This window comes from Microbacterium sp. TW_SC_2, assembly GCF_055361165.1.
Window position 1 is genome coordinate 3,139,090 of record NZ_CM143952.1, and the last position, 17,679, is coordinate 3,156,768.

At 69.8% G+C, this 17,679-nt stretch carries 18 protein-coding genes; all 18 read right to left on the reverse strand.

Annotated features, from left to right (window positions below; translation table 11 throughout):
* Positions 1-2,007 (reverse strand): bifunctional copper resistance protein CopD/cytochrome c oxidase assembly protein, encoded by a 2,007-nt coding sequence (locus tag ACWA14_RS15205; protein WP_463795201.1) that lies wholly within the window; start codon positions 2,005-2,007, stop codon positions 1-3.
* A gap of 99 nt (positions 2,008-2,106) precedes the next feature.
* Positions 2,107-2,394, reverse strand: coding sequence for an HU family DNA-binding protein (locus ACWA14_RS15210; protein ID WP_017203554.1), 288 nt, complete (start codon positions 2,392-2,394; stop codon positions 2,107-2,109).
* Positions 2,395-2,683: 289 nt separating this feature from the next.
* The gene (locus tag ACWA14_RS15215; protein WP_463795207.1) at positions 2,684-3,508 is read right to left on the reverse strand and encodes a type IV toxin-antitoxin system AbiEi family antitoxin domain-containing protein; all 825 of its coding nucleotides are present in this window, start codon (positions 3,506-3,508) and stop codon (positions 2,684-2,686) included.
* A gap of 544 nt (positions 3,509-4,052) precedes the next feature.
* Complete coding sequence (gene rpsN / locus ACWA14_RS15220; protein WP_463795212.1) at positions 4,053-4,358, reverse strand: 30S ribosomal protein S14; 306 nt, start codon at positions 4,356-4,358, stop codon at positions 4,053-4,055.
* A 3-nt stretch (positions 4,359-4,361) separates the two neighbouring features.
* Complete coding sequence (gene rpmG, locus ACWA14_RS15225; protein ID WP_017203558.1) at positions 4,362-4,532, reverse strand: 50S ribosomal protein L33; 171 nt, start codon at positions 4,530-4,532, stop codon at positions 4,362-4,364.
* Complete coding sequence (rpmB, locus tag ACWA14_RS15230) at positions 4,532-4,768, reverse strand: 50S ribosomal protein L28 (protein ID WP_463795218.1); 237 nt, start codon at positions 4,766-4,768, stop codon at positions 4,532-4,534. The genes rpmG and rpmB overlap by 1 nt, the downstream gene beginning before the upstream one ends.
* A 140-nt stretch (positions 4,769-4,908) precedes the next feature.
* Positions 4,909-5,697 carry a DNA-3-methyladenine glycosylase gene (locus ACWA14_RS15235; RefSeq protein ID WP_463795221.1) on the reverse strand — a complete coding sequence of 263 codons (789 nt, stop codon included), beginning with the start codon at positions 5,695-5,697 and terminating at the stop codon, positions 4,909-4,911.
* The gene (locus tag ACWA14_RS15240; protein WP_463795223.1) at positions 5,697-7,538 is read right to left on the reverse strand and encodes a TolB-like translocation protein; all 1,842 of its coding nucleotides are present in this window, start codon (positions 7,536-7,538) and stop codon (positions 5,697-5,699) included. The genes ACWA14_RS15235 and ACWA14_RS15240 overlap by 1 nt, the downstream gene beginning before the upstream one ends.
* Positions 7,528-8,373: a TIGR03943 family putative permease subunit gene (locus ACWA14_RS15245; protein WP_463795224.1), complete on the reverse strand. Its 846-nt coding sequence runs from the start codon at positions 8,371-8,373 to the stop codon at positions 7,528-7,530. The genes ACWA14_RS15240 and ACWA14_RS15245 overlap by 11 nt, the downstream gene beginning before the upstream one ends.
* A complete protein-coding gene (locus ACWA14_RS15250; RefSeq protein ID WP_463797456.1) occupies positions 8,366-9,391 on the reverse strand; it encodes a permease in 1,026 nt (341 codons plus the stop codon). Before ACWA14_RS15250 ends, ACWA14_RS15245 begins: the two co-directional genes overlap by 8 nt.
* Positions 9,392-9,393: 2 nt before the next feature.
* Complete coding sequence (locus ACWA14_RS15255; protein WP_463795226.1) at positions 9,394-9,810, reverse strand: Fur family transcriptional regulator; 417 nt, start codon at positions 9,808-9,810, stop codon at positions 9,394-9,396.
* Positions 9,811-9,866: 56 nt separating this feature from the next.
* Positions 9,867-10,745 (reverse strand): metal ABC transporter permease, encoded by an 879-nt coding sequence (locus ACWA14_RS15260; RefSeq protein WP_463795228.1) that lies wholly within the window; start codon positions 10,743-10,745, stop codon positions 9,867-9,869.
* Positions 10,742-11,593 carry a metal ABC transporter ATP-binding protein gene (locus tag ACWA14_RS15265; RefSeq protein WP_463795229.1) on the reverse strand — a complete coding sequence of 284 codons (852 nt, stop codon included), beginning with the start codon at positions 11,591-11,593 and terminating at the stop codon, positions 10,742-10,744. The genes ACWA14_RS15260 and ACWA14_RS15265 overlap by 4 nt, the downstream gene beginning before the upstream one ends.
* Positions 11,590-12,627, reverse strand: coding sequence for a metal ABC transporter solute-binding protein, Zn/Mn family (locus ACWA14_RS15270; protein WP_463795232.1), 1,038 nt, complete (start codon positions 12,625-12,627; stop codon positions 11,590-11,592). Before ACWA14_RS15270 ends, ACWA14_RS15265 begins: the two co-directional genes overlap by 4 nt.
* 72 nt (positions 12,628-12,699) lie before the next feature.
* Positions 12,700-14,391: a glycoside hydrolase family 13 protein gene (locus ACWA14_RS15275; protein WP_463795236.1), complete on the reverse strand. Its 1,692-nt coding sequence runs from the start codon at positions 14,389-14,391 to the stop codon at positions 12,700-12,702.
* 70 nt (positions 14,392-14,461) lie between these two features.
* A complete protein-coding gene (locus ACWA14_RS15280) occupies positions 14,462-15,340 on the reverse strand; it encodes a carbohydrate ABC transporter permease (RefSeq protein WP_463795239.1) in 879 nt (292 codons plus the stop codon).
* Positions 15,340-16,272 carry a carbohydrate ABC transporter permease gene (locus ACWA14_RS15285; RefSeq protein ID WP_463795241.1) on the reverse strand — a complete coding sequence of 311 codons (933 nt, stop codon included), beginning with the start codon at positions 16,270-16,272 and terminating at the stop codon, positions 15,340-15,342. Before ACWA14_RS15285 ends, ACWA14_RS15280 begins: the two co-directional genes overlap by 1 nt.
* Entirely contained in the window at positions 16,269-17,579 is a 1,311-nt protein-coding gene (locus ACWA14_RS15290; protein ID WP_463797459.1) for an ABC transporter substrate-binding protein, read from the reverse strand. Before ACWA14_RS15290 ends, ACWA14_RS15285 begins: the two co-directional genes overlap by 4 nt.
* Between the last annotated feature and the right edge of the window lie 100 nt (positions 17,580-17,679).

Below are 17,679 nucleotides of genomic sequence, written 5' to 3' on the forward strand. Positions count from 1 at the left end.
TCAGCGCCGTGCGCTCTCCGCGCGACGATCGCGCTCCGCGATGGCCGCGAGCTTGGCGTTGTACTCCTCGAGCTCGGCGTCGCCCGTGCGGTCGGCATGACGGTCGCGGCGCCGCTGCAGCTTGGTGTCGCTGCGACTCCACTGGATCGCGACCGTGATCGCGAGGATCAGCGTCGGGATCTCGCCGATGGACCAGGCGATGCCACCGCCGATGTACTGGTCCTCCATCGGAGTGGGGCCCCAGTCGCGGCCCATGGCACCGAACCAGTCGGCCACCATCAGCCCTTCCTGCATCATGATCGCGACACCGAAGAAGGCGTGCATCGCCATCACGGCGATCAGCGTGATCAGGCGCCCCGGATACGGCAGACGGTACGGCACGGGATCGGCGCCGACGAGGCTGAGCACGAACAGGTAGCCCGTGATCAGGAAGTGGGCGACCATCCACTCGTGACCGAGGTGCTCGAACATCGACCACCGCACCAGATCGGTGAAGTAGAACGCCCACAGCGACACGATGAAGATCGCGGCGGCGACGAACGGATGCGTGACGACGCGGGAGAACGGGGAATGCACCGCCCACAGGATCCACTCCCGGCCGCCCCGCGTGCCGTCGTCGCGCTTGTGCACCGCGCGCAGCGCCAGGGTGACCGGAGCGCCGGCGACCAGCATCAGCGGGATCGCCATCGAGAGCATCATGTGCCCGAGCATGTGCACGCTGAACAGGTACTCCTGGTAGGCGTTGATCGGACCGCTCGTGACCCACACCAGCAGCAGGATGCCCAGCACCCAGAACACGGTGCGGTGGATCGGCCAGCGGTCTCCCCGGCGGTGCAGGCGGATGGCGCCGGCGGCGTACAGGAACAGACCGAAGCCCGCGGCCACCAGCCACAGGATGTCGAGGTCCCAGGCGGTGAACCAGCGGTCGATCGTGAAGTCGGGCGGCAGCGCGGAACGCGTGAGCACCTCGGCGGGGGTCTGCGCGAACGCGGCCTCCTCGCCGGTGGGCGGAGGGGTGCGCGCGAGTGCGGCCGCCGCTCCGGAGGCCAGACCCATCAGCGCGACCTCGCAGAGCACCAGCATCCAGAACCACCGCGACGACCGGTCCCCCGTGAGCTTCGGGATCAGGCGAGCGCGGTACCAGGCACCCAGTAGCCCCATCGCGGTGAGCAGGAGGGCCTTGACGATCAGGATCGCGCCGTACGCCGTGGCGAGTTGGCTCCAGTCACCCAGGGCGACGACCGAGCGGGCGATCCCGGAGACCGCGACCACGAAGAAGGCGGCGATCGCGAGCGAGGAGTACCGGGCGACGAGGCGCGGGGTGTCGACATCACCGCGGCCTCGGAACAGCACGAGAAGCAGCAGGCCGCCGAGCCAGACCGCCGCACCGATCGTGTGCAGCAGGATCGAGTTGACGGCGACGTTGTGGCCGGCGAGGTCACCGGAGTGCCCCTGCGTCGCGAGCGGCAGGAAGGAGACGGCGGCGAGGACGGCCGTGAGCAGCGTCGGCGTCCACGTGCGCCACGCGAACGCGAGCACGGTGATGACGGAGCCGAGGACGGTCGTGATCAGCCACGACTGTCCGAGGGACGTCTGCAGCAGGTATCGGCCCAGCTGCGCACCGAACTCGTTCTCGATGCTGAGCCTCGGGTTGAACGCCGCCATGAACGTGAGGAAGCCCGTGAAGCCCGCGGAGACCGTGAACACGGCAGCACCGATCGAGGCCGTGTTCAGGGCCGCGTCGAAGGGCTCGGTCTCACTGCGCAGGGCGAACAGGGCGAGCACGAGCGAGCCGAGCATCGCGGCGGCGGCGACGTTCATGACCAGTTTCGCGATCGGGATCGACCAGCGCACGAAGGCACCGGGATCCTGCAGGAGCAGCGGGGCCGCGCCACCGCCGAGAGCCAGCGCGATCACGACACCCACCACGGAGGCCGAGAGCAGGATGCCGACGCCGGCAAGACGATACGCCGGACTCCGGCTGGTCGTCACGGCGCGGGAAGTCACCCCTCCAGCCTAAGCCGCGGCGCCCCGGCCGGCTCACCGACCGCACACGCAGAAGGCCGCCACCCCGAGGGGCGACGGCCTTCGTGAGCGGCAGTCGGATTACTTGACGGCAGCCTTCAGCTTGGAGCCAGCGGTGACCTTGACGCGCTTGCCGGCCGGGATCTTGATCTCGGCGCCGGTCTGCGGGTTGCGGCCGGTGCGGGCAGCGGTGTCGACCTGCTCGAACGAGATCCAGCCCGGGATCGAGACCTTGCTGCCCTTGGCAACAGCGTCGGAGACCGTGGCGAACAGCGAGTCGAGGACACCGGAGACGGTGGCCTGGCTCTGACCCGTGGCGCTTGCGATGCTCGCGACGAGCTCGGTCTTGGTGATGGACTTGTCAGCCATGTCATCCTCCAGCGACGAGATCCCGTCGCATCGTTGTAGGTGTCGGAGCGGATGCTCCTGGTCGAGTGACCGCCTTGAATGTATCAACGTCAGCCGACATTTCCGCGTCATTTCGCGGGTTTTGGCGATTTCCGGGGCGTGTTGCACCACTTTTGTCACTCCAGTCACAGGTTTTCGGGCCCTCGACCCCTCGGGCGGAGAACTCGGTCTCGGGCGGAGGATGCCCGGATGAGCCCCCTCCCGAGCGCGTGATCTCCGCCCGACATGACTCGCACCGCCCCACGCGGTCTCACGCCGCCTCGTGCAGCCGCTGCCCGATCGCCGCGAGGATCGTGCGCTGCACCCCCGGCCACCGATGCATCAACTGGTCGTAGCCGATCCGGATCACGTGATACCCGTGCAGCGTCAGCAGGGCGTCGTGCGCGATGTCGCTCGTGCGCTGTGCGCCGACCTGATGCCCTCCGTCGATCTGGACGACCAGGCGATCTCCGATCAGGAAGTCGACACGATGTCCCAGAATCCACACCTGCGGCGTCAGCGGCACCGGCAACCAGCCCAAGCGGGTCCGGAAGATGCTCTCGGTGCCGGAGTCGGAGAAGGGCCGCGCTTCCGCGAGCAGACGTCGCGCCGCCGGCGGCAACGGTGCCCGCGCGAGGATGCCGGGATCGACGAGCTTCTGCCGCAGGGCCGACTCCCACGTCGCCAGCGCGCTCTCGTGCGGCTGGCAGCGGGCGACGAGCACCAGGGCGTTCTCGAGAGTGTCCTCGCACGCGTCCGGGTCGCGGGGGATGACCGGCCGATTCCAGTGGGTGACCCCGGGGCCGCTCCGCGTGTGGCCGGCCTTCGGCGGTGCCGCCACATGCGGCGCGGAGGCGTCGCGCACCCACAGCCCTTTCCGTGCGGCGAGCGTGATGCAGCTCAGGACGACGCCGCGAGTCGCCGCCGCGACGAGCTGCGGATCAGCCCCGTCGAGCGCGACCCATCCGCGGCGCACCGACACGAGCCTGCCGCTGCGGACCGCCCGTCTCAGGGCGTGCTCGGACACGCCTGCCCGCCTCAGCGTCGCGACGCGCGCGACCCCATTCCTCTGCGACATCACCGCGATCAGATCCATCCCCCGATGATGGCCGCGCACGGCATCCACTCACCCCTCGATATCCGCCTTCCGGGGAGAGTGCGGCCGGATGGCCCGTCGTGCAGGAGCAGTTGCGCGGGCCGGTGCGGTCGTCCGCCGGGGAGGAACTGTTGCTCTCGGGCGGACCCATCGCGCCGGAAACGCCGCCCGAGGCCGAGAGTTCCTCCCCGCGGCGGACAGGGCGTTCGGCAGGGCGCGGCAGGGGGCCCCGGACAGGGCCTTGGACTGGGCCTCGGAGAGGGCGTCCGGAGGGGAGGGCGTCGGGAGGGACGGCGCAGGGAGGAGAGGGCGTAGGGAGGACAGAGGCGTGGGAGGAGTTCCTCCTCTCGGGCGGACCCATCGCGCCGGGGACGCCGCCCGAGGCCGAGAACTCCTCCCGAACCCGCGCGCCGGGCAGGGACCCCGCGAGCCCGAACCCGCGCGCCCGAACGGCCCCGGCACCCGAACCCCCCGGGACCCGAACCCACGCGGGCACGTGAAGGGGCGAGGATCCGAAGATCCTCGCCCCTTCACGTGCGGGTGCTTACCAGCTGGACTTGGTCACGCCGGGCAGCTCGCCGCGGTGCGCCATGTCACGGAAGCGGACACGCGAGATGCCGAACTTCGTCAGGACACCGCGGGGGCGGCCGTCGATGACGTCGCGCGAACGCACGCGAGCCGGCGACGCGTTGCGCGGAAGCTTCTGCAGGCCGACGCGGGCGGCCTCACGGGCCTCGTCGGTCGCGGTCGGGTCGACCAGGGTCTTCTTCAGCTCGGCGCGACGCTCGGCGTAACGCTCGACGATGACCTTGCGCTGCTCGTTGCGAGCGATCTTGCTCTTCTTAGCCATTGATCAACGCTCCTCTCGGAATTCGACGTGCTGACGGATGACCGGGTCGTACTTCTTGAGCACGAGGCGGTCGGGGGTGTTGCGGCGGTTCTTCTTGGTCACGTACGTGTATCCCGTACCTGCCGTGGAACGCAGCTTGATGATCGGACGGACGTCCTGAGCCTTCTTGGCCATTAGAGCTTCACACCCTTCGCCTTGAGGTCCTTGACCACGTTCTCGATGCCGCGGACGTCGATCACCTTGATGCCCTTGGCGGACACGTTGAGCGTGATCTTACGACCGAGCGAGGGAACGAAATAGGTCTTCTTCTGCACGTTCGGGTCGAAGCGGCGCTTCGTCCGGCGGTGCGAGTGCGAGACATTGTGACCGAAACCGGGAACAGCTCCGGTCACCTGGCACACTGCTGCCATGATGGTGACTCCTTCTTTACCGTGAGGCCGGACGGCCTCACCCAAGATCCCTTGTCTGCACGCAACCTCGACCCGCCGATCTCTCGGCCGAAGAAGGGGAAGCACGCGAACTGCGCACAGGAGTGTGCGCAGACAAGGAGTCAGTTTAGCACGCCCGACGCGCCGGGCGTGTCGGGGGCCGCGGGCAGCGCGCTCGCCTCACGCGCGCCCCGACCCCACCGGAACGCGGAGACGGTGGGCTCGGACGGGATCCAGAAGCGCCAGGCAAAGGCATCCGTTCCCGCGACACCCGCGACCCCGACGCGCGGACCGGTCGCGACCTCGGCCAGCGGCTCCCCGAGCCAGAGCTCCGCGCTGGCACCCCGCCAGAGCTCCCCCGTGACCGCGTCGATGCCGTCATGGAGCGGATGCCGCAGCCCCACCGCCTGCCCCAGACGCCCCGGCCCGCGCGCCAGATCGCGCCGCGCCGTCGCACTCAGCGGAGCCGCCGCACCGCGGCGCTGCGCCGCGACATCCACTCCCTCGACGACCTCGCCGGCGCGCAGCAGGATCCCGCCGGCCTCGCCCTCCGCTCCGGCGACGACGTTGACGCACGAGTGGATGCCGTGACTCAGGTACACGTAGAGATGCCCGGGCTCGCCCCACATCGTGGCGTTCCGTGCCGTGCGTCCGCTGCGCGCATGCGAACCGGGGTCCGCCCGCGGCCCGGTCCCCTGCCCGTGGTAGGCCTCGACCTCGGTGATGCGCAGCCGCACCTCGACCGGATCGCCGCCGACGTCACGCGGCGCGGCGACGACCGTGCGGAGTTCCGCGCCCAGCAGCCGCGGCGCGACCTCGACCGGGAGACCTCCCAGATCGCCTCGGCGGGCTCGACGCAGCAGCGGCGGCTTCTGCGGCCCCGCGTCGCCCGGGGCGGACCCGGACGTCATCAGAATCGCGGTGCCGTCTGGCACCACGACGCGTCGAAGCCGGTGAGGGCCACGATCTCCTCGCCGGTGCGGAGGTCGAACAGGTGCGTCTCCATGTTCTCCGGCAGCGGCAGCAGCATGCCGTCGTAGGGGTTGTTCGTCAGGTCCGGCGCGATCACGACCGCCGCGTACTGACCGCTCGGCGAGGCGCACGCCTGCAGGATCGAATCCGCGGATCCGACGTCGACGAGCGGTTCGGCGGCACCCTTCTCGTTGACACGGACGACGGCCTGCCCCTCCGGGATGCCGTTCGCATCGCGGGCGACGACGTGCCTCAAGGTGCCCCCGGGGAAGGGCGTGATCGTCGACGCGATCCCGTAGTCGGGTTCGGATGCCGCGAGGGGCGCCTCCGATCCGTCGGTGAGGTTCAGCTCGACCACGGTGCCGTCGAGTCGCTCGACGATCGCGGTGTAGGTGCCTCGGGAGACGCCCTGGATGTTCGCGGCGAGGCCGAGCGACTGCACACCGGCGTCGCTGGAGCGGTCGACGAGCGAGAGCGCCCCGTCGAAGTCGATGAACAGCAGAGCGGCGCTGTCGGGCACGAACTGCCAGGAGAAGACACTGGCCTCCTCGCCCGCGACCTCGGCGATCACGGGTTCGTCATCACCGCTCAGCGACTGGGTGACCAGCACGCTCGCCCGCCCCTCGGTGTCGCTGAGCTCTCGGTCGGAGTAGCTGTAGCCGACCAGTCCGCCGCGCTCCGACACCTGGATCGCGCCGACGTACCCCTCACCGGGCAGCGGCAGCTCGCGCGGCTCGGACCCGTCGCGGTTCATCACGAGCAGCGTCGATCCGTCGTCGTCGGCGACCGCCACGACGAGCTGCGTGGAGGTCGCCCGGAAGTCGTTGATCTGATCGTGGGCGAAGACCGGCACGGCCTCCTGGCCGCTGAGGTCGGTGCGGAAGATGGTGTCGTCGCCGTCGACGTCCCGGCGCAGCAGGAAGATGCTGGAAGCCGGCGTCGTGAAGCTCGTCTCGAGGACCGCGCTCGGTCCTCCGCCCGCGCCCACGACATCGGACACGCGGATCGTGTACTCGGTCTCGTCGTCGAGCGGGACGGTGAAGCGGATGCCGATGCCACGACCGGCCGCGTCGATCGTGAACGGCACCGCCGGATCGACCGTGACCTGTGCCGGGTCGATTCCGGTCAGCGACTGGTTGGCGGTCAGGATCACCCGACTGCCGGACGATTCGATCGCCTGCGCGGGGTCGGACTGGACCTCGGTGAGGCGCGGGCCCTGCGTCAGGCTGACGACCCCGAGGCCGGTGCCGACAAGGATCAGGACCCCGAGCACGGCCGCGATCGTCAGCAGGAAGCGACGACCGGGACGGTCTCGCGCCGCAGGGGTGTCCGTCGTGGCCGTGGCGCGCGGCGGCGGCTCGTCTGCGGCCGGTTCCGCGGGTCGCGCGGCTGCCAGGGCTGCGGCGGCGCGCTCGGCCTCCACCCGGTCGGCTTCCTCGGCGCGCTCCTCCTCCTCGGCCTCCGCACGCTCCGCGACCGCGCGCTCGGCCTCCACACGGGCGGCATTCGCGCGCTCGGCCTCGGCACGCTCCTCGTCGGCACGCTCGGCCTCCGCACGCTCGGCCGCCACACGCTCGGCCTCGGCACGCTCCTCGTCGGCACGCTCGGCCTCGGCACGCTCCGCCTCCGCACGCTCCGCCTCCCCGTCGGCCTCGGCGTCCACGGGGGCTCGCCCCGCGGCGACCTCCGCGGCGCGCGCCGCCGCCTCACGCGCGGCACGCATCTCCGCCCGTGTCTGCGGCACCGGCGACCCGGTCGCGTGCTCGTCGTCAGTACTCATAGGGGTCCCCGGGCTCGTCGATCGCGACGACGTCGGTCGGGTCGACGTGCAGCGAGCCGTCGGCATCCGCCCGGACCGTGCCGGTGATCTCGACCCACTGTCCCGTGTCGAACTCGCCGGCATCGACCGTCACGGGCAGAGTCGCCGTCTGCGCGTCGATCACGCAGTGCGTGATCACCAGACGGGTGAGGTTGACGCCGTCGGCACCCGAGGACGCGGGCGTGACGAAGCCGGTGAGCGTGACGGGCGACCCGTCGTACGCCGCGGTGTTGGTCGAGGTCGCGAACACGCTCGCCCAGTCGCCGACGCCGAACGTGGAGGTGTCGGCGACACCCAGCGTCACCGTGTCGGCCCCCGCGAACAGGGCCGTCTGCTCGCCCGCGCGCGACATCGCGAGGTCGACGGACAGCGTGGCCGGCGGCAGCACGAGCGCGGCGATCGCGACGCCGGAGGCCAGCACGCCACCGGTGACCGCGCCGACGGCGGCGAGAGTGCGACGCGGGGAGGGCGAGGCAGCCGCAGCCGCAGCAGCAGCCGCATCCGGAGCACCGGTCTCGACCGGAGCAGGGCCAGCCGGGGCCGCCGCGGGGCCGTGATCGTGCCCGTGGTCGCCTTCGACGCCGAGCGGCAGCGTGCACGACCAGATCGCCCCGGCCAGGGTGACCACCGCGGCGGCGCACGCGAACCAGATCGTCTCCGGGCTGATGTACAGCGTCAGCCGACCGGTGACGGCGAGACCGAGCGTGACGATCGAGATGAGCGTCGCGAGCCCCACACCGAGCCAGCGGGAGCCGAGCGCACGGGCACGGGCGCGCGAGGAGAGCTGCTCAGACAAGGACGTTCACCCCGATCCCGATCGCGAAGGCCGCGGTCACCACGACGCCGACGATCACCGCGAGCGTGCGCGTCGTGAACGTCGTGCGCATGAGCGCGAGCATCTTGACGTCGACCAGGGGTCCGACCAGCAGGAAGGCGATGAGCGCGCCCGACGAGAACGTCGAGGCGAAGGACAGCGCGAAGAACGCGTCGACATTGGAGCAGATCGCCACCGTCATCGCGAGCGCCATCATGGTGAGGATCGAGAGCACCGGGTTCGACCCGATCGCGAGAAGGGTGTCGCGGGGGATGAGCACCTGCACGGCCCCGGCGAGGGCCGATCCGATCACGAGCGCCGGCATCACGGCCCGCAGCTCGACGAGGAACTGCGTGAGGCTGCGCTTCATCGGCGTGCCGTGCTCGTGGGTCACACGGTCGCAGGTGTCGACGAACCGCTGCGTCAGCAGGGAGTTCTGGTCGGGGTGACGGCTGAAGATCCAGCCGATCAGGTTCGCGATGAGGTAGCCGCCGACGAGTCGGGCGACCAGGATGCCGCCGTCCCATCCGAACGCGGCGTGCGTCGTCAGGATCACGATCGGGTTCACGATCGGCGCCGCGATGAGGAAGGTGAGCGCCTCCGCCGGGGCGAGGCCGCGCATCATGAGACCGCGCGCGAACGGCACGTTGCCGCACTCGCACACCGGGATCAGCATGCCGAGCAGAGACAGCACGGCCCGCCGCGCCCAGGCCCGCCGCGGCAGCCAGCGGTGGATCAGGTCGGCGGGGAGCCAGACCTGGACGACGATCGAGAGCAGCACCCCGAGCACGACGAACGGGAGCGCCTCGATCAGCACGCTCAAGGCGAGCGTCAGGCCGTCCTGGGCGCGCGTCGGGAGCGACGCGGGGAACAGGGCGGGCAGGAACCGGTCGATCAGGAAGAGCGCGGCCACGATGGCGGCGCCGAGTCCGACGCCGATCCACACCGATCGCGGCGACCGGGTCGTCGGGCGATGCGAGTGCCGCGGCGGGGTGAGCAGGCTCACGCGGATGCTGCTCCGGCGTTCTCGCGCTTGTTGGCGCAGGGGGTGCAGTATCCGAAGATGTCGACCACGTGCGCGGCATCCGTGAAACCGTGCAGGGCGGCCGTGCGGTGGGCCCACTGCTCGACGTCGGTGGCCTCGATCTCGACCGTGAGACCGCACGAGCGACAGATCAGGTGGTGATGGTGCCCCTGGGTCGTGCAGGCCCGATACAGGGCCTCGCCCTCCGGGCTCTGCAGGGAGTCGGCGTCTCCGGCGGCGGCGAGGCCGGACAGCGTGCGATAGACCGTGGCGAGCCCGATGCCGGTGTTGTCATCGCGCAACGCGGCGTGCAGACTCTGCGCGCTCACGAATCCGCGCGCGTCGGCGAGGGCTTCGCGCACGCGTTCGCGCTGCCAGGTGTTCCGCTGAGCCATACGACGAGTCTAATCCGCCGGAGTTGCCGGGGGCTGGGAGAACCGGAGCCGTCGCCTCAGGCGCGCACACGGCGCACGCGGGCCCGTGTCCGCTGCACGATCCAGCACACGACGTAGATCGTGAACGACAGCGTCGTGATGTACGGGCTCACCGGCAGCGAGCCCGCGAGTGCGAGCAGGATGCCGCCGACCGCCGAGACGAACCCGAACAGCGCGGCCAGCAGCGGCACCGCGACCGGTCCTGCCGTGACGCGCATCGCTGCGGCCGCGGGCGTGACCAGCAGCGCCATCACCAGCAGCGCACCGATGATGTGCACGCTGACGGCGACGATCAGGCCGAGCAGCACCATGAACAGCAGGCTCACCGCCCGCGTGGGCACTCCGCGCGCCGCGGCGGACTCCGGATCGAGCGAGTCGAACCGCAGGGGGTTCCACATCACGAGGAGGCCGATCAGCACGACCATGCTGATGCCGATGAGCCAGCCGAGGTCAGGGCTCGAGACCGAGACGATCTGCCCGGTGAGCAGGCTGAAGCGGTTCGCGCTCCGCCCCTCGTAGAGCGACAGGAACAGGATGCCGAGGCCCAGCCCGAAGGGCATGAGCACGCCGACGATCGAGTTGCGATCCCGGGCCTTCGCACCGAGGACCCCGATCAGGATCGCCGCGACGAGCGCGCCGCCGAGGGAACCGGCCACGACGCTGCCGCCGAACAGCAGCGCGGCGGCAGCACCGGCGAACGACAGCTCGCTCACGCCGTGCACCGCGAAGGCGAGGTCGCGCTGCATCACGAAGACGCCGATCAGTCCGCCCACGATGCCGAGCACGGCACCGGCGACGATCGAGTTGGCGAGCAGGGCGACGAGCTCGCCGTAATCCTGGAACGAGAAGACGTCGCTCCAGTCGAGCATCGGGACCGTGCGGGTGAGGGAGATCATGCCATCCCTCCCTGCGCGTGGTCGCCGTGCTCGTGGTGCTCCGCGTCGGGAACCCCGACCACCACGAGGCGGTCCCCCGCCCGCAGCACGAACACCGGGGTGCCGTAGAGCTCGGTCAGCACGCGGGTCTGCAGCACCTCGTCCGGGGTGCCGAGCAGGAATCGTCCGCCGGCGATGTAGAGGATGCGGTCGACGCGGCCGAGGATCGGGTTGATGTCGTGCGTGACGAACAGCACCGCGGCATCCCGGTCCTTGCGCTGCCGATCGATGATGTCGGTCACGGCGAGCTGGTTCGCGAGGTCGAGGTTCGACAGGGGCTCGTCGCACAGCAGGAGCGAGGGCTCGTCGGCGAGGGCCTGGCCCACGCGGAGACGTTGCTGCTCACCGCCGGACAGCATCCCCACCCGGCGTTCGGCGAAGTGCGCGGCGCCGACGGAATCGAGGAGTCGGTCGACCTTGGCCCGGTCGCCCCGGTGCGGGATGGGGAAGCCGAACCGACTCCCCTGCACCCCCAGGGCGACGAGATCGCGGGCGCGCATGCTGGTGTCGGGGGCGAGCGAGCGCTGCTGGGGGACGTAGCCGATGCGGGAGTTCCCCCGGTGCACGGGCTGACCCGCCACGCGGATGCTGCCCGAGGAGAGCGGCTGGAGTCCGAGGATGCTGCGCAGCAGCGTGGTCTTGCCCGAGCCCGAGGGTCCGAGCACCGCGATGAACTCCCCCGCGCGCACGGTCAGATCGAGCCCCGACCAGAGTTCGCGGTCGTCGCGGTGCAGCGAGGCGCCCGCGATCTCGAGCACCGGGACCGCGGTATCCGCTGCCTGTGAGCGCAGGTCAGCGCCGCCCGTCACGACTGGATCGCGGCGGCGAGGTTCTTGATCGCATCACGCATCCACTCAGAGTACGACGATCCGTCCTCCAGCAGCTCCGTGAAGGCCACGACGGGGATGCCGGCAGCCTTCGCGGCCTCCTCGACGCGCTGGGTCTCGGCGCCTCCGGTCTGCGCGTTGGTGAGCAGCGCCGTGAGGGTGCCGCTGTCGATCACGGTCAGCGCATCCAGCAGGACGGCCGGCGCGACGTCGGTGCCCTCTTCGACGGCCTCCGCGAATCCTTCCGGCGTCGCGTCGGTGAGGCCGGCGGCGGCGGCGAGGTAGCCGGGGAGCGGCTCGGTGATGAAGACGGTCTTGCCCTCGGCCTCGGCCTGGAGGCCGGCGAGGTCGGTCTCGAAGCCCTCGAGATCGGCGGCGATCTCGGCGGCGTTGGCCTCGAAGTCGGCCGTGCCGTCGGGGTCGAGCTCGCTGAGCTCGTCCGTGATCGACTCGACGACGTGGATCATGGTGTGCGGGTCGAACCACACGTGCTCGTTGAAGCCCTCGATGTGGTCGTGGCCCTCGTGGCCCTCTTCGTCGGAGTGGCTTTCTTCCTCGGCGTGCCCCTCCTCCTCAGCGTGGTCGTGGCCTTCGTCCTCGGCGTGGCCTTCTTCTTCGGCGTGACCCTCGTTGCCGGGGAAGTCGTGGGCGAACTCGACTGCCGTGATCACGTGCGGGTCCTGGGCGTCCTGCAGCAGCGTGTCGACGAAGGCGTCGTAGCCGCCGCCGTTCTCGATCACGAGGTCGGCCTTCTGCACGGTCAGCCGGTCGCGGGCGGTCGCCTCGTACGAGTGCGGGTCCTGCGTGGCCGAGCTGATGATCGAGGTCACGTCCACGCGGTCGCCGCCGATCTGCGCGACCAGCGAGCCGTACACATTGGTGCTGGCGACCACCTGGATCGCGCCGTCGCCGCCGCCTTCGCCGCCGCTCGCCGCCGAGGTCGGCGCGGCCGAGCATCCGGCGAGCGCGAGGACAGCGGCGGAGGTGAGCGCGAGGGGGGCGACGATCTTCTTCATGACCTCATCGTAAGGCTAATGAGAACCATTATCAAACCGTCGCCCCGCGCCGGATTCCCCCGGCTCCTCGTGTCAGCCGATCAGACCCTCCGGCGCGATCCAAGCGGACGCCTCGCCCGGCAGCAGCGAGTCCGAGACCGGAGCGCTGGCGAGCACGACATCGGCGGCGTCCGCCCCGAGGGAGAACGGCTCCGTGCCGAAGTTGGCCACGACCTGCCACCCGTTCGGACGGACGCAGCGCAGCACATCCGCGCGACCGGTCTCGATCCACTCGAGCGTCTCGCCGGTCTGCAGCGGATGACGCAGCCGCAGCGCCTCGCGATACAGCGTGAGCGTCGAGGTGGGGTCGGACGCTTCCACGTCGACCGCGAACTCCGCGAACCACGCGGGCTGCGGGAGGTGCGCCTCCGCGTCGCCGAACCCGAGGGAGACGCCCTCGGCCGACCAGGGCAGCGGCACGCGGCATCCGTCGCGGCCGAGTCCGTCGAACTCGGAACCGCGGAAGAACCCGGGGTCCTGGCGCTGCTCGGGCGTGATCTCGGCGACCTCGCCCAGGCCGAGCTCCTCCCCCTGATACAGGTAGGCGCTCCCCGGAAGACCGAGCATGAACAGCGAGGCGGCCCGCGCCCGACGCAACCCCTGCGCGGCGTCCAGCATGTCGGCCGGCCCGCCCGCGGCGACCCACTCGGTGCCCTGCTTGACCGGGCGGCCGTTCAGTGGCGCGAGTCCGTAGCGGGTCGCGTGCCGCGTGACGTCGTGGTTCGACAGCACCCACGTGGTCGACGAGCCCGAACGCTGCGCCTGCTGCAGGTTGTCGTCGATGATGACCCGGAACTGCGCGGCGTCGAAGTCGGCGACCAGCAGGTCGAAGTTGAACGCCTGCCCGAGCCCCTCCGCGGACGCGTAGCGTGCCCGGCGTTCCGGCGTCGCGACCCACGCCTCGGCCACCGCGGTGCGCGGCGGGTCGTAGGAGTCGAAGACCTCGCGCCAGCCCGCGTAGATGTCGTGCACGTCGTCGCGATCCGTGAGCGGGTGCGTGCCCGAGGTGCGATCCATCGCATCGAGCTCGGCCTGCGAGGGCAGGGGCTCGCTGAGGTCCTTGGTCAGCATGTGGGCGACGTCGACGCGGAAGCCGTCGACCCCGCGGTCCGACCAGAAGCGCAGGGTCTTCAGGAAGTCCTCGCGGACGTCCGGGTGATCCCAGTTCAGGTCGGGCTGCTCCACCGCGAAGTTGTGGAAGTACCACTGGCCGTCCTCGACCCGCTCCCACGCGCTGCCGCCGAACACCGAGACCCAGTCCGTGGGCGGCTCGGAGCCGTCGGGACCGGTGCCCTCGCGGAAGATGTACCGCTCGCGCGCTGCGGATCCGCGGCCGGCGGCGAGCGCCTCCTGGAACCACTCGTGCAGGTCGGAGCTGTGGTTGGGCACGATGTCGACGATCACATGGATGCCGCGCGCGTGCAGCGCCGCGACCATCGCGTCGAAGTCCTCCAGGGTGCCCAGGCGCGGGTCGACGTTCCGGTAGTCCGCCACGTCATAGCCGCCGTCGGCGAGGGCGGAGGGATAGAACGGGCTCAACCAGACCGCATCGATCCCCAGGTCGGCGAGGTAGTCGACGCGGGAGAGGATGCCGGGGATGTCTCCCAGTCCGTCTCCGTCGGCGTCGGCGAAGCTGCGCGGGTAGATCTGGTAGACGGCCGCCTGACGCCACCAGGCGGCGGCGTCGACGTCTGTGCGGGTCTCGGTGAGAGTCGCATCGGTCATGAGGGGTGTGGCTCCTTCGGTTGTTGCGGTGGTCTGCGAGGTGCTCGTCGCCTCGCCGAGGCGACGGCGGTCAGCCCTTGACGGCGCCCTGCGTCACGCCCTCCATGACGAAGCGCTGCGTGAACAGGTACGCCAGGATCGCGGGCGCCATCGCCATCAGGTAGGAGGCGAAGGCGACGTTGTAGTTGTTGCTGAACTGCGACTGGAACAGGTTCTGCCGCACCGGGAGCGTCTGCATGGCCGGATCGGAGATGATCAGCGACGGCAGCATGAAATCGTTCCAGGCGTAGAGGAAGGCGAAGATGCCGACCGTGGCGCTCATCGGCGCCAGCAGCGGGAAGATCAGCTTCCAGAAGGTCTGCCAGGTCGTCGCGCCGTCGATGCGTGCGCTCTCCTCCAGCTCGATCGGGATCGACCGCAGGAACGCGGTGAACAGCAGCACGCTGAAGCTCAGCTGGAACATCGTGGCGAGCAGGATCACCCCGACCGGGTTGTCGAGCCCGAAGCGTCCGGTGAGCTGGATCTGCGGCAGAGCCACCACGGGAAACGGGATGAACATCGCCGCGAGCAGGTAGAAGAACGAGTAGCGGAACAGGCGGCGGTCCCAGTTGCGCACGATCGCGTACGAGGCGAAGGCGGCGAGCAGGATCGTCGCGATCACGGTGCCCGCGGTCACGAGCAGCGAGATGGCCGCACCGACCGGGAACTTCGTGAGCGTCCACGCCTGCACGAAGCCGTCGATGCTGAACGGCGCCGGCAGCGAGAAGGCATTACCGTCGACGGACTGCGCCGTCGTCTTGAACGCCATCGACATGGTCACGTACAGCGGGAGCAGCACGGTGACCGCGCACAGGATCAGGATGACCGTGCCGGACCAGTTCACGCGCTCCATGCGCAGACGCGGCTTCCTGCCGGAGGTCGTCTGGGTGGTGATCGTCTGCGTCGACATCAGAGGGCGTTCCTTCCGCGGGTCAGCGAGAGCTGCAGCAGGGAGATGAGCACGGCGACGATGAAGAAGATGGTCGCGTTGGCCATCTGATAGGCGTAGTCGCCGCCGTTGAAGCCCGCGATGATCGTCATGGCGACGCTGCGGGTCGAGGTGCCGGGTCCACCGTTGGTGAGTCCGACGATGATGTCGTAGGCGTTCAGGAAGCCCTTGAATCCGAGGATGACGTTGATCACGACGTAGCCGGCGACGAGCGGGAGCGTGATGCGGGTGAGCTGCTGCACCTTGCTCGCACCGTCGATGGAGGCCGCCTCGTAGACCTCCCCGGGCACGGACAGGAGCCCGGCGATGTAGATCAGCAGCGTGCCGGGAACCGCCTGCCACGCGGTGACGATCACGATCGCGACCCAGGCGAGGTCGGGGTTCGCGAGCAGGCTGGTCTCCAGCCACGGGATGCCGGTGCCGGCCGCCGCGGCGGGCAGCGAGTTCGAGAACAGGAAGTTGAAGACGTAGGCGATGATGATGCCCGAGATCACCATCGGGATCACGAAGATCGTGCGCAGACCGGTCTTGAAGCGGATCCGGGAGGTCAGCCCCACCGCCAGCAGGAAGGCGACGACGTTCACCACGATCACCGTGGCGACCGAGAATCCGAACGTGAACAGGTAGCTCTGCAGGATCGCCGGGTCGCTGAACATCGCGATGTAGTTGGTCAGGCCGTTGAAGCTCCACTCGCCGATGCCGATCGAGTCGGTGAAGCTGAAGAAGATGCCGATGACGCCGGGCACCGTGATCGCGAGCGTGAACAGCAGCAGCGTCGGCAGCAGGAAGACGTAGTAGATCGGCTCGACGCGGCGCGTGTGCCGCCGGATCTTGCGCGTCTCCCCCGTGAGGATCGTCGTGGTGCTCGTGGGGGCCGTGGTCGTGGTGGTCATGGCGCGGACTCCTCTGTCTCGCCGGAGGCCGAATCGCCTGTCGTGGGGATCGGGGCGCGGAACGCGATGCGGGCCCAGTCGGCATCCATGGTGCGGAGGATGCCGGTGGTGGAGGAGCCGAGCACCATCGCCTGCGCGTAGTTGACCATCGGGAGGGTCTTGGGCACCAGCACGGAGGGGCCCTGGTAGATCTGCCCGGCGTCGTAGTACTCGATCATGCCCTCGATCCGGGGATCGTTCGGGGGCGGGGCATCCGTGGTCGGGGTGAAGCCCAGCTGCGACTCGTTGTAGGCCTCGATGTTCTCGGGCAGGTACAGGAACTCGAGGAAGTCGCGCGCGGCATCCTGATGGCGGGAGCCCTCGGGGATCATCGCGGCGAGGTCCATGTTGACGCGCACGCCGAGGTCGGCGGGGTCGTCGGTCATAGGCAGCGGGAAGGTCCCGAGCTCGAGATCGGGGGAGGTCTTCGCGATCTCGCTGAAGGCCCAGGGGCCCTGCAGGTACATCGCGGCCTCGCCCTTCGCGAAGGCGAGGTTGCCGTCGCCGTAGGCCCGGCTGGCGGCATCGTCGTTGGTGTACTCGTCCGCGAGCAGCAGCATGCGCTCCATGGGCTCGGCGAAATCCTTCTCGAACGAGACCGGGGAGTCGGGGCCGACCTCCGTGCCCTCGGTCGCGAGAGCATCGAAGAAATCGATCACGTCGACCGAGCCGCCGGCGGTGTAGTCGTACCACCCCTGCGCCACGGTCCAGTCGTCTTTGAACGTGGCGTAGAACGGGTCGATGCCCGCGGCGGTGAGCTGGTCGCACACCGCGATCAGCTCGTCCCACGTGGTCGGGACCTCGAGGCCCTGGGCCTCGAAGATCTCCTTGTTGTAGATCACGGAGGCCGCCATCACCGAGTACGGCAGGGCGCTGGTGCGGCCCTCGCACGAGCCGTACTGCTCCATGAGCGGCTGCAGGTCGTCGCGGATGCCGGCGGCGGCCTCGGTCTCGGAGAGGTCGGTGAGTGCGCAGCGCTGCACGAAGCGGGCGACCTCGTAGTTGTAGTTCGCCAGCATGATGTCGGGCGGATTGCCGCGGACGAAGCTGGCGGAGACGACGTCGACACCCGAGGTGTCGATCTCGACCTTCACGTCGCTCTGGGAGGCGTTGTACTCGGCGACGAGTTCGGTCATGAACCCGATCGCCTCGCGCTTGCTGAACGTGAAGCGGATGGTCTCCGCCCCCGAGCCGGCCGCGCAGCTGGTCAAGGCGGCTCCGACGAGCGTCAGGCCGAGGCCCCCCGCTATCCATCGCACCGCACGCATACTCTTCACAGACACCGTCGTCCTTTCGCTGCGTAGATCCACGCACTAAATCTAGTGAGCGAATTTACTCTTTATCCCGGTACTGTCTCATTGGGGATGA

What these genes read in the sequence shown, in the direction of transcription:
- ACWA14_RS15210 (WP_017203554.1), bottom strand. Translation starts at nt 2,394, where the DNA reads ATGGCTGACAAGTCCATCACCAAGACCGAGCTCGTCGCGAGCATCGCA.
- ACWA14_RS15215 (WP_463795207.1), bottom strand. Translation starts at nt 3,508, where the DNA reads ATGGATCTGATCGCGGTGATGTCGCAGAGGAATGGGGTCGCGCGCGTC.
- rpsN (WP_463795212.1), bottom strand. Translation starts at nt 4,358, where the DNA reads ATGGCTAAGAAGAGCAAGATCGCTCGCAACGAGCAGCGCAAGGTCATC.
- rpmG (WP_017203558.1), bottom strand. Translation starts at nt 4,532, where the DNA reads ATGGCCAAGAAGGCTCAGGACGTCCGTCCGATCATCAAGCTGCGTTCC.
- rpmB (WP_463795218.1), bottom strand. Translation starts at nt 4,768, where the DNA reads ATGGCAGCAGTGTGCCAGGTGACCGGAGCTGTTCCCGGTTTCGGTCAC.
- ACWA14_RS15235 (WP_463795221.1), bottom strand. Translation starts at nt 5,697, where the DNA reads ATGACGTCCGGGTCCGCCCCGGGCGACGCGGGGCCGCAGAAGCCGCCG.
- ACWA14_RS15240 (WP_463795223.1), bottom strand. Translation starts at nt 7,538, where the DNA reads ATGAGTACTGACGACGAGCACGCGACCGGGTCGCCGGTGCCGCAGACA.
- ACWA14_RS15255 (WP_463795226.1), bottom strand. Translation starts at nt 9,810, where the DNA reads ATGGCTCAGCGGAACACCTGGCAGCGCGAACGCGTGCGCGAAGCCCTC.
- ACWA14_RS15260 (WP_463795228.1), bottom strand. Translation starts at nt 10,745, where the DNA reads ATGATCTCCCTCACCCGCACGGTCCCGATGCTCGACTGGAGCGACGTC.
- ACWA14_RS15270 (WP_463795232.1), bottom strand. Translation starts at nt 12,627, where the DNA reads ATGAAGAAGATCGTCGCCCCCCTCGCGCTCACCTCCGCCGCTGTCCTC.
- ACWA14_RS15275 (WP_463795236.1), bottom strand. Translation starts at nt 14,391, where the DNA reads ATGACCGATGCGACTCTCACCGAGACCCGCACAGACGTCGACGCCGCC.
- ACWA14_RS15280 (WP_463795239.1), bottom strand. Translation starts at nt 15,340, where the DNA reads ATGTCGACGCAGACGATCACCACCCAGACGACCTCCGGCAGGAAGCCG.
- ACWA14_RS15285 (WP_463795241.1), bottom strand. Translation starts at nt 16,272, where the DNA reads ATGACCACCACGACCACGGCCCCCACGAGCACCACGACGATCCTCACG.
- ACWA14_RS15290 (WP_463797459.1), bottom strand. Translation starts at nt 17,579, where the DNA reads ATGCGTGCGGTGCGATGGATAGCGGGGGGCCTCGGCCTGACGCTCGTC.